10 protein-coding genes are annotated in these 10,532 nt (G+C 50.7%); 6 read left to right on the plus strand and 4 right to left on the minus strand.

Annotation, left to right across the window (positions count from 1 at the left end; translation table 11 throughout):
• Positions 1–83 precede the first annotated feature (83 nt).
• Both trhO and ACN4EG_RS09380 read right to left on the minus strand, forming a co-directional pair.
• On the minus strand, positions 84–968 hold the full coding sequence (gene trhO / locus ACN4EG_RS09375; RefSeq protein ID WP_431629084.1) for an oxygen-dependent tRNA uridine(34) hydroxylase TrhO: 885 nt from the start codon (positions 966–968) through the stop codon (positions 84–86).
• A 216-nt stretch (positions 969–1,184) separates the two neighbouring features.
• Positions 1,185–1,556: a single-stranded DNA-binding protein gene (locus tag ACN4EG_RS09380; RefSeq protein ID WP_431629085.1), complete on the minus strand. Its 372-nt coding sequence runs from the start codon at positions 1,554–1,556 to the stop codon at positions 1,185–1,187.
• Between the two features lie 781 nt (positions 1,557–2,337).
• On the opposite strand from ACN4EG_RS09380, the gene ACN4EG_RS09385 reads away from it, so the two are divergent.
• The 3 genes from ACN4EG_RS09385 (at position 2,338) to mreD (ending at position 4,932) form a co-directional block, all read left to right on the plus strand.
• The gene (locus ACN4EG_RS09385; protein ID WP_431629086.1) at positions 2,338–3,375 is read left to right on the plus strand and encodes a rod shape-determining protein; all 1,038 of its coding nucleotides are present in this window, start codon (positions 2,338–2,340) and stop codon (positions 3,373–3,375) included.
• A 139-nt stretch (positions 3,376–3,514) separates the two neighbouring features.
• Positions 3,515–4,354, plus strand: a complete 840-nt coding sequence (gene mreC / locus ACN4EG_RS09390) for a rod shape-determining protein MreC (RefSeq protein ID WP_431629087.1) — start codon at positions 3,515–3,517, stop codon at positions 4,352–4,354.
• Positions 4,351–4,932, plus strand: coding sequence for a rod shape-determining protein MreD (mreD, locus tag ACN4EG_RS09395; protein WP_431629088.1), 582 nt, complete (start codon positions 4,351–4,353; stop codon positions 4,930–4,932). Before mreC ends, mreD begins: the two co-directional genes overlap by 4 nt.
• 60 nt (positions 4,933–4,992) lie before the next feature.
• Here mreD and ACN4EG_RS09400 read toward each other — a convergent pair whose 3' ends face one another.
• Positions 4,993–6,753 carry an ABC transporter ATP-binding protein gene (locus tag ACN4EG_RS09400; protein WP_431629089.1) on the minus strand — a complete coding sequence of 587 codons (1,761 nt, stop codon included), beginning with the start codon at positions 6,751–6,753 and terminating at the stop codon, positions 4,993–4,995.
• A 124-nt stretch (positions 6,754–6,877) separates the two neighbouring features.
• Between ACN4EG_RS09400 and ACN4EG_RS09405 the strand changes: the two genes are divergently transcribed.
• Genes ACN4EG_RS09405 through ACN4EG_RS09415 form a run of 3 tightly spaced genes read left to right on the plus strand, consistent with a single transcriptional unit; the run spans position 6,878 to position 9,570 of the window.
• Positions 6,878–7,528, plus strand: coding sequence for a TRAP transporter small permease subunit (locus ACN4EG_RS09405; protein WP_431629090.1), 651 nt, complete (start codon positions 6,878–6,880; stop codon positions 7,526–7,528).
• Positions 7,529–7,559: 31 nt separating this feature from the next.
• Entirely contained in the window at positions 7,560–8,975 is a 1,416-nt protein-coding gene (locus tag ACN4EG_RS09410; RefSeq protein WP_431629091.1) for a TRAP transporter large permease, read from the plus strand.
• 31 nt (positions 8,976–9,006) lie between these two features.
• Positions 9,007–9,570 (plus strand): hypothetical protein, encoded by a 564-nt coding sequence (locus tag ACN4EG_RS09415; protein ID WP_431629092.1) that lies wholly within the window; start codon positions 9,007–9,009, stop codon positions 9,568–9,570.
• Between the two features lie 382 nt (positions 9,571–9,952).
• Here ACN4EG_RS09415 and ACN4EG_RS09420 read toward each other — a convergent pair whose 3' ends face one another.
• Positions 9,953–10,225 carry a hypothetical protein gene (locus ACN4EG_RS09420; RefSeq protein ID WP_431629093.1) on the minus strand — a complete coding sequence of 91 codons (273 nt, stop codon included), beginning with the start codon at positions 10,223–10,225 and terminating at the stop codon, positions 9,953–9,955.
• Between the last annotated feature and the right edge of the window lie 307 nt (positions 10,226–10,532).

Below are 10,532 nucleotides of genomic sequence, written 5' to 3' on the forward strand. Positions count from 1 at the left end.
GTGAAAAACGCCTGACTGTATTAAAGGCAATGTCCTGTCCCCAAAGCAAGGGGGAGACGGAAAGCAAGGGGAAACAGATTGCTCTAGCGCGATCGCTGCAAAACTCGTTGCTTCTGACGCTCTTGGTTGCGCTGGAGGCGTTCCTCCGTTTGTAGGTCAATGCAGTGGGGGCAATGAATCCCCTCTTGGTACTGGTCGGACTGACGTTCTGCGATCGACAAAGGATGGCCACAGGCGAGACACAACTCGTAGGAACCTTCCTCGACCCCATGGGTCACCGCCACCCGTTGATCAAAAACGAAGCATTCCCCGGCCCATAGGCTATCTTCCGGAGCCACTTCTTCCAGATACTTCAAAATTCCGCCCTTGAGGTGATACACGGTTTCGAACCCCTGGGACAGCATATAGGCCGAAGCCTTTTCGCAACGAATCCCTCCGGTACAAAACATCGCCACTTTACGATGCTGATTAGGATCCAAATTCTGCTGAACGTAGTCCGGGAACTGGCGGAAAGATTCTGTTTGGGGATTGATGGCTCCCTGGAAGCTCCCCGTTCTGACCTCGAAGTCATTGCGGGTGTCAATGACAATCACCTCAGGATCCTGAATCACCCGATTCCAATCCTGGGGATCAACATAGGTACCCACCCCCTCCGCAGGGTTAACCTCCGGGAGCCCTAGGGTGACAATTTCCGGTTTGACTTTCACTTTGAGCCGAGCGAAGGGCTGCTGATCCGTGTAGGATTCCTTAACTTCCAGACTGGCTAGTCGAGGATCCGATCGCAATTCCGCAAAAATTCTATCGATCGCCGATCGCGAACCGCTAATCGTACCGTTGATCCCTTCCTGGGCGAGCAAGATTGTGCCCTGGATTTGCAGATCCACACAGCGATCGAACAGGTAATCTCGCAACAGGTGGCAATCGGGCAGCGCCACAAACTGATAGAAGGCCGCAACAACGATAGACATGGTGAAAGGGGTTGGAGGGTGTAGGGGTTGGAGGGGGATCTAACTAAGGATATTGATCGGTCATTGCAAACTCTAGGCTGATTATCTAATCAGATACTGACAGAAAAGTCATCCTACACAGCAATCATTTAAGGAATTTGCTAAGAAATAACATACTCAATTCATCCACCCATCCACCCATCTACTCATCTACCCACTCTCGACCCAGTACTCTGCTTAGAAATCATCTTCGTAGCCACCGCCACCACTGTTCATCGAAGTTTCGTTATCTCGACGGGAACCCAGCAGTTCTAGCCGATCGACCAAAATGACGGGCGACGTCCGATTGGCTCCCGTATTGCGATCGACCCAGGTGTCAAACTTGAGGGAACCTTTAACCCCCACCAAACTCCCCTTACGCACATATTGCTCAGCCACCTCTGCCTGCCGGCCCCACAACTCCAGGTTGAACCAATCCGGCTGGTCATTGTTGCGGCTGTTACGATTGACCGCCAAGGTTAACCGACATTTAACGCTCCCGGACTCAAAATATTTGACATCCGGATCTCCGCCGACGCGACCCACAAGGGTGATAACGTTTAAGCTCATGACCTTTTGTTTCAGTTCTTAGGTACTGGTAGATAAGTTCGTTTCCCTATCCTAACTAGAAGATTCCCCCCCAGCGCAGAATCTTTCTGCGTTCTACTCCTTTCCAACGGATTTTCAGTAGGATAGGGCATGTGCTCTGGGCGATCCCTAGAGTCCAGTCGCCCGGTCAATGGGCTCGATCGCAGTACTTGTTTGACCACCTTTTAAGAGATCTTTTAGATTTATGTGGTTATATAGGTGCATAACAGATTGCGATATCTGACGGATGACCTCAAGCATTGATGGTGTAGCATCCGATGATTTTTACCCTCTGACGGATTTTTTACGCATTTTTCAGTTCCCATTTCTCTTCCAAATTTTTCACCTAGAGGGAATGCTCCATCTGGCTTGTACCCACTTAACATATCTCGCTTAAATATCTTGTCTCCTAGACCTTTCGCCTATGATTAATCACACGGCACGCCAGAAAAACTCGCCGTTGAATGTAACAAATGAATCTCAGAGTGGTAAATTATTGCCAATTTAACCGGGTTGTCCTTGAACCGTGTGTTAACTGCTCATAGAAGAGAGCCAGTTTCCCCTGGGTTAGCGATCGGGTCGTCTAGACGGTGGTCAGAAAACATACTAGAATCCACCTTTGTTTCCATTGTCCATACAAGCTGATGTTTCCACTAAAACACTTTGGCAACATCTCCAGGTTGGGCTTTCAAGTTGGACTTCCCATTGCAAGGGTGGCTGGGCTTCAGGAACGTTGTCGTTAGTACAGAAGGCAGAGTAAGTCGTGGGTCTTTTCAGTCGCTTTTCCCTGTCCCGTGATATGGGGATTGATCTGGGTACCGCTAATACGTTGGTTTACGTTTCAGGGAAGGGCATTGTCCTGCAGGAACCGTCCGTAGTGGCGATCGATCAAAATGAGCGCGTTCCCTTGGCCGTTGGAGAAGATGCCAAACGCATGCTGGGTCGGACACCGGGAAATATTGTGGCACTGCGTCCACTGCGGGATGGGGTCATCGCCGATTTTGATACCGCAGAACTCATGTTGAAGCATTTCATCACTCGGGTTCATGAAGGGAAGCAATTGGTTTCACCGCGCGTGGTGATTGGCATTCCCAGCGGAGTCACTGGCGTAGAACGGCGGGCCGTCATGGATGCGGCCACCCAAGCGGGTGCGCGGGAAGTTTTCTTGATTGATGAACCTGTAGCAGCGGCGATCGGGGCGGGCTTACCCGTAGCCGAACCGACGGGCAATATGATTATTGACATCGGCGGCGGCACCACCGAAGTGGCCGTACTCAGCTTGCAAGGCACGGTGCTGAGCGAATCAGTACGGGTGGCGGGTGACGAATTGAGTGACGCGATCGTCCAGTACATGAAAAAGGTACATAACCTCGTGATTGGGGAACGTACCGCCGAGGAAATCAAGATCGCGATCGGGTCAGCCTACCCTAGCCGCGATGCCGACGAAGAAACCATGGAAGTGCGCGGACTACACCTGCTGTCGGGTCTACCTCAAACCGTGACGATCAAAGCCCCGGAAATTCGCGAAAGCATGGCTGAGCCGTTGGCAGTGATCGTCGATGCGGTCAAACGCACCCTAGAACGGACACCGCCGGAGTTGGCATCTGACATCATCGATCGGGGCATCATGTTGGCAGGAGGGGGAGCTTTGCTCAAGGGCCTCGATACGCTGATCAGCCATGAAACCGGAATCGTAGTTCACGTGGCTGCCGATCCCCTCAGTTGTGTCGTGTTGGGTACCGGGCGAGTTCTGGAGAACTTCAATCAACTGGGACGGGTATTCAGCAGCCGTCCACGCTAGGACGGATTGCCATCCAAGTTCTCCTGATCCAGGCAATTCTCGGGTGGAAGGTAATTCAGTCATCTACTGAATGTTGAAAGGGACTGAGATCGTGCTTTTCACCCGACCTAAAGTCGTCCAACCTCGAACAAATCTTCGCATGTTTACAGTACGCCGCTGGTGGGAACGGTACGGAACGCAAACTCTTTTGATCGGCCTTGCGATCGGAACAGCGGCGATCGTGCGTCAAACCCAAGGCATTTGGCTCATGGAAACCTATCAAGGGTTGACTCGTCCGTTTCAAGGCGATCCGAACCAAGCCGCCGTACAAATCGAAAATGCGCAGGTTTTAGAACTCCAGCAGCGGCTGATCGAATTGCAAAACCGCAATCAGCGACTGGAAGAATTACTCGGCTTAGTTCAAGGCAAAAAGCCAGAAGCCTTACCTGCCCCAGTGATTGGCCGCAGCGCAGACCATTGGTGGCAACAGGTCATCCTAGGACGAGGCAGTCAGGATGGCGTACAAGTCAACAGCGTTGTTATGGCTCCTGGGGGCGTCGTTGGACGAGTTAGCCAGGTGAGTAACCATGCCAGCCGAGTTGTGCTGTTAAGTGACGCCGCTAACCAGGTGGGTGTCACGGTAAGCCGTAGCCGTGCCACAGGGTATATGAAGGGACAAACGGGAGAAAATGCAGGCACCCAGGTGATCATGCAGTTTTTTGATAAGGTGCCCGATGTCCGCAAGGGCGATACGGTGGTCACTTCGGCCTTTAGTAGCAAGTTTCCTGCGGGCTTACCCGTTGGGCGAATCGAGTCGATCGACCTCAGCAAGAGTCCTGCCCCGGAAGCCATTATTCAACTGACTGCGCCCATCAGTTCCCTAGAATGGGTTGCCGTTTATCCTCCCGGCGTTCCTAATCAAGCGGATGCCCTGCCCAACCCAGAACCTTCCCCCTCTTCTAGTTTTGCACCTAGCCCTTCACCGTCAGCCCAACCATGATTCGTTTGTTCGCTTTCGGTCAGCTTTCCCGGCAGTGTTCCCACTGGATGGAACAAAGCCCCTTAGCGCGGTGGGGGATGATCTGTGGGGGAACCGCGTTTTCTGTATTTGTCTGTTTAATGTTATTGCCAACGCGCTGGCCAGGAATGACCCTAGCAGGCATTGGCCCTAATTGGTTGCTGATTTGGGTTGTGGCTTGGAGTCTCAAACGTAACGTTTGGTCGGCGATCGCAGCGGGTCTTTCCTTGGGCTTTTTGCAGGATGCCATGACCGAGTTACACCCTAGCCATGCCGTGAGCTTAGTGGTCGTGGGACTATTAACGGCCCGCTTACACAAACAACGCTACCTCCAAGAAGATTTTATTTCCGTGGCGCTGGTTGTCTTTGGCATGGCGGTGGTCGCCGAAACGGTGACTGCGATTCAGTTCAGCCTCTTGGGCACCCGATCGCTACTGGAAATCTGGAAACACCATCAACTGATTGCCCTCAGTTCCGCCATTCTCAGCAGTCTGTGGGCACCTGTCATCTATTTCCCGCTGAATCGTTGGTGGCAGTGGGTTGGCATCCAAGAAGATTAGGCAGGCTGGTTAGACCCAGTTAGAAGTCTAACCAGAGGACAAATTCCTAAGGTTCTTTGCCTAAGCTTCCACCACTGCCACCAATTGCTGCTGATTCCACAGGGTTTGATATAAACCTGGTGTGGCCAGCAAGGTTTCGTGGTTACCCATCTGCTGTGTCTTCCCCTGATCCATCACAAAAATCCGATCGGCCATGGCAGCGGCGGATAACTGGTGGGAAATAAAAATCACCGTTTTGCGGCGGGTGCCTTCCGAGAGATTGTTCAAAATTTTCGTAGCCGTTTGGTTGTCCACACTAGATAGGGCATCATCCAAAATCAGAATTGGCGAGTCCACCAGCAAGGCTCTCGCCAAGGCTGTGCGTTGCCGTTGCCCTCCGGACAGCGTAATGCCCCGTTCGCCCACTAAGGTGTCGTAATGTTGGGGAAAGTTCAGGATTTCTGGATGAATTTGGGCTTCTTTCGCTGCCTGTTCGATTTCTAAATCCGTTGCGGTGGGTAATCCGTAGGCAATGTTATTGCGAATGGACGTGCTGAATAGAAAGCTGTCTTGGGGCACGTAGGAAATGGCCCCGCGCAAATCTTGCAGGCGCATTTTCGTAATATCGATGCCATCTAAAAAGAGCTGTCCTGGCGCAATATCCAGCAGGCGGGGAATGGCATTGGCTAAGGTGGATTTTCCGGATCCGATCGCCCCGACGATTGCCACCGTTTCCCCCGGCAGAATCTCAAAATGGATCTGCTTCAGCGCCGAGACAGCTTCACCTTCAGCCGTGGCATACTGATAGCTCAAGTTACGTGCTTGCAGGTGACCTCGAATTTGTTCCGGGGCGATCGGGATGGTATCGGCGGCATCTTGAACCTTGGGTTCCACCGAGAGGATGGCTTCGATGCGATCGATGCTGACTTCCCCTCGTTGGTAGGCGGTAATCGTAAAGCCCATCAGCGCCGTCGGAAAGGCCAGCTTTTCCACGAAGATAAACAGCGCAATTAAATCTTCAATATTCAACTCACCCCGTTGGATGGCAGGCCCCCCAAACCAGAGCAAAATCAAGCTGCTGCCATAGGCCAACCCCGACAAAATCGGAAACAGGGTTGTGCGGGTCTTCGCCAACTTTAGGTTCGCCCCAAACAGTCGATCGTTCAAATCTTCAAACGCTTGGCGCTCATTAGCTTCCTGGGCATAAATTTTGATTAAGGAAATTCCACTCATGTCCTCCTGGATCAGTTCACTCAGATCCGACAGACGTTCCTGAACGGCAATTTGCTGGTTACGGAGCTTATTGCTAAATAAATTGACCACCACCAGCATCACGGGATAGATCATTAACGCCAGCAAACTCAGTTTGACGTTAATTTGCAGCATGGCGGGCAAGGTCATGCCATAGGCAAAGATGGTATTGGCCAAACTCAAAATGGCAAAGCCCAGCAATCGCCGAATATTATCCACATCACTGGTGGCACGGTTGATCAGATCTCCGATCGTATTGGTGGAAAAATACGACGGTTCCATGCGCAGCAGATGATTGAAAATGCGCTGCTTGAGATCAAACTCTACCTGGCGACCCACCCCAAACAGCAACATCCGTGACACCATCCGAATCACCCACATGACGGAGGCCAGGACAAAGACGATCGCCGCATAGAACAACACCCGATCGAACTGAAAGGTGATTCTCAGTTCACGAATCCCATCACGAATTTGCAGGGGAATGTAAATACTGAGGGCGTTGACGAGAAACAGGGCAAAAATACCGCCTGCTGCTTGTTTCCAGTGGGGCTGGAGGTAGGTACCCAGTTGCTGTAGCCGCGATCGCGCCATAACTCAAACCTGCGAAACGAGAGTGTGAAGCTAGCCATAGAGACTTCCGATTCTAGCGCGACGAAGCGGTAAAATACGACATCACAGCGACTTCATAGATCCTGGGATGCCCACGTAATCAGCCGTGGGACAATCTATTCAACATCCGATTCAATTTTTGGTTCTGATCCCTCTGGAGGCCAATACCTTGAGATCACTCCAACGATGGTGGCGGACAGCACCGCCCAAGCTACTTCCCCTGTCCCGTGCCATCGATCGCCTGAATGAGCAAATCGGGCAAGGCGTTCTATGGTTGGTTCTGGTGATGGTGGGATTAGGAGTTTGGAATGTGATTGGACGATATCTCGGTCGCACGATCGGGCAAAACCTCACCTCCAATGCGTTCATCGAAGGTCAATGGTACACCTTTGATATTCTGTTTCTCCTGGGTGCGGCCTACGCGCTGCTCCATGACGAACATGTGCGGGTGGATATTTTCTACACCCACTGGAGTCCTCGCAAAAAAGCGATCGCGAATTTAATCGGTTCTCTTTTCTATCTTCTCCCCTTCTGTGTTCTAGTCGCATGGTTTTCCTGGGGATCCGTGGTGGAATCCTGGGCCATTTGGGAAGGATCCCCTGACCCCGGCGGTTTACCTCGCTACCCCATCAAAGCGCTGATTTTAGTCAGTTGTTTCCTGTTATTCCTCCAAGGCATTTCCGAAGCCATTAAAAATTGGGCTATTCTGACGGGCGATCGAGATGCCAAACCAGAATCCCACGAGTCAGAAATTTAGCATTTTCAGGTGATTACAATGGGGACTTGCAATGGGTGATTGGATTATTGAAATTGATACTGAGTGGCTTGGGCCAGGCATGTTTGCGGGTGCACTGGTCATGTTGTCGTTGGGATATCCCGTTGCATTTTCCCTCGGAGCCGTTGCCATTCTTTTTGGCTTGGTGGGCATTGGTTTAGGCGTGTTCGACTTTAGCCTATTTACCGCCATGCCCCAGCGGATTTTTGGCACGATGTCCAACTACACCCTGCTCGCCATTCCCTACTTTATTTTTATGGGAGCCATGCTGGAAAAAACCGGGATGGCCGAGCGGTTATTGGAAACCGTAGGAATTTTGCTGGGTCGTCTGCGGGGTGGGTTAGCACTAGCAGTGGTGATTGTTGGGGCGCTCCTAGCTGCGACTACAGGAGTTGTGGCGGCAACAGTCGTGGCAATGGGAATGATTTCGCTGCCTATCATGCTGCGTTATGGGTATAACAAGCAGTTAGCCACTGGGGTCATTGCAGCATCGGGAACACTAGGACAAATCATTCCGCCCAGTGTTGTCTTGGTCGTACTGGGCGATCAATTAGGGGTGTCCGTAGGAGATTTATTTGTCGGTTCGGTGATTCCGGGACTGATGATGGCTGGAGCCTTTGCCATACATGTATTAGTAGTTGGATTTCTCCGCCCCGATATGGCTCCTGCGTTACCGGAGGAAGTCCGATCGATCGGCAAAAAGGCCCTTGGGAAACAGGTGATGCAAGCGATGGTGCCGCCCCTAGTGCTGATTCTGTTAGTGTTGGGGAGTATTTTCTTTGGTATTGCCACCCCCACGGAAGCCGGTGCAGTGGGATCTTTTGGCGCAATGATTCTGGCATTTTTCAATCGCCAACTCACGAAAACAGCCATTCAGCAGGTTTGTGATGTGACCCTCCGCACCACAGCAATGGTGGTGTTTATTCTTTTTGGCTCAACCCTGTTTAGCTTGGTTTTTCGGGGGTTGGAAGGCGATCAGTTCATGCACCATGTTCTGTCTAATCTGCCCGGTGCTGAAGTGGGATTCTTGTTTGTCAGCATGGCTGTAGTGTTTATCCTCGGCTTTTTTATTGACTTTTTTGAAATTGCCTTTATTGTGATTCCGCTGTTTGTTCCAGTGTTAAACACACTGTATCGCCAAAAATTTGAGCGCATGGGAATGGAACCTAGCGCGATCGAGCTTGCCTTAAATCAAATTCGTATTTGGTATGGCGTAGTTCTGGGTGCTAATTTACAGACTTCTTTTCTCTCACCTCCCTTCGGATTTGCGCTATTTTATCTAAGAGGCGTTGCTCCTCTTGAGGTTTTAACCACAGATATTTACAAAGGAGTTATTCCCTTTATTCTGTTGCAGTTGTTCGTTTTAGTGTTAATCGTTGCGTTTCCGCAGATCGTTCATTTCTTGCCCTCTCTGTCTAACGCCAGTTGAGTCTAACGCCAGTTGATGTGTGAGCCGTGTTATGAAAAAATTTTCACCATTTTTCCTTGGTACGATCGCTATCGTCGTGTTATTAACCGCCTGTGGCCCGAGCAAGCCACCGGAGGAAGCCTCTCCCAGTCCTGCGGCCAGTGAGATCCCGACGGCTTCTCCTAGCGCTAGCGCGTCCCCTTCACCGAAGGCCGATACCAAGACCCAAAAGACTGACTCAGCTTCTGACACAGACGAGCCATCCTATCCGGAAACAGCTCCTAGGGAGGAAGCCCGCGAACCCGCGAGAACAGAACCTGCTACCACCAAGGCCGCAGAGAAAGCCCCCCGATCGGCCCCAGCGCCTGCGCCTGCTGCCAAGCCTCAGCCTAGACCGACCCCTGCTCCCCCGAGCCGCCCCGAGCCCGAGCCCGAGCCGGAACCCGATCCAGAACCTGCTCAACCGGAAGTGTCGGAACCGGAACCGCCACCCCCTGCCAGTGCAGGAACCCCGATCGGGCCCGCGATCGACTGTGATGGTGATGGTAAAAATAATGATCAGCGCATCGATAACAACGGCGACGGAGTCCCAGATGACTGCCTAATTGGTCGGTAGAAAACCTGAGAAGAAATCTAGGCAGCTATGTGAACGAACCTACTGTAACTGTGAACTTTCCGATTGTTTATGGTGGGAGTCGATACCGAGCAGATAGTTGCCTAGAATTTGGGTAGCAATCCCAGTCGGGCGCATCCCAGGCGGCAAGCCAATCAAGCATCGATCGGGTAAATTAATGAGTTAGCTTTAGATTAATTAATTAATTAATTTTAGATTGATTATTCTTGTTAAATTAACTATTTATTTTTAGATATTTATTTTTAGATATTTATTTTTGAGTGCCTTCCAGATTTTCCAAGGGAAGAAAAACCTGGAAGATATAGATTAAGTTATAGAACTCGAGAATCGAGAATCGATTTTAGGCTAGAAAATTATCAGCTACCTAATCCCAGATCCGATTACCGTTTTCATCCATTCGCGCCTGTCGGATAACATCTGAAATAGCCTCTGCATCCCGAATATGGTGCAATGCCTCGGGCTCCTCATCTCCCCGTTGAACCACAAAGAACGTAGGAACTTGTAGATGTTCACCCGTAATATCTGCAGTATCAACGGCTAGTTGTTGCTGTTTTTCTTCTAAAGATTTGGAGGGATCAATCCGATCGCCCTCATTTAAAGTTGGACGGTAATTAGATTCTTGAGATTGGTTATCCATGAATGTCTTCCTCGTGTTTCTATCATTAATCTAGCCGTAAAAACGTGGTCTCGGAACCGTCGATTTATAGACTTGACTCAACCCTAATTTACTAATTTAGATAGATAGTTTTTTCGCTATAAAAGGCGGAACCTTTCCCATCCATCCTAAATTCATCAGGGCTAAAGCTGAGATTGACTATCAGGCGCGATCGAAATTCCCTGATTCTCAATAAGTTTGTGTTTTGTGACGAGATGCCTCCTCGCCAGAGAAAACTCCTATGCTAAAGGTAAGCACTGTGGAGGATAGCCTCTATGACAGAGCGCAA

The organism is Alkalinema pantanalense CENA528 (genome assembly GCF_050753345.1).
Lineage (GTDB): Bacteria > Cyanobacteriota > Cyanobacteriia > Leptolyngbyales > Leptolyngbyaceae > Alkalinema > Alkalinema pantanalense.

Coding starts and splice junctions, on each gene's coding strand:
- trhO (WP_431629084.1), bottom strand. CDS start 968: ATGTCTATCGTTGTTGCGGCCTTCTATCAGTTTGTGGCGCTGCCCGAT.
- ACN4EG_RS09380 (WP_431629085.1), bottom strand. CDS start 1,556: ATGAGCTTAAACGTTATCACCCTTGTGGGTCGCGTCGGCGGAGATCCG.
- mreC (WP_431629087.1), top strand. CDS start 3,515: ATGTTTACAGTACGCCGCTGGTGGGAACGGTACGGAACGCAAACTCTT.
- mreD (WP_431629088.1), top strand. CDS start 4,351: ATGATTCGTTTGTTCGCTTTCGGTCAGCTTTCCCGGCAGTGTTCCCAC.
- ACN4EG_RS09400 (WP_431629089.1), bottom strand. CDS start 6,753: ATGGCGCGATCGCGGCTACAGCAACTGGGTACCTACCTCCAGCCCCAC.
- ACN4EG_RS09410 (WP_431629091.1), top strand. CDS start 7,560: ATGGGTGATTGGATTATTGAAATTGATACTGAGTGGCTTGGGCCAGGC.
- ACN4EG_RS09415 (WP_431629092.1), top strand. CDS start 9,007: ATGAAAAAATTTTCACCATTTTTCCTTGGTACGATCGCTATCGTCGTG.
- ACN4EG_RS09420 (WP_431629093.1), bottom strand. CDS start 10,225: ATGGATAACCAATCTCAAGAATCTAATTACCGTCCAACTTTAAATGAG.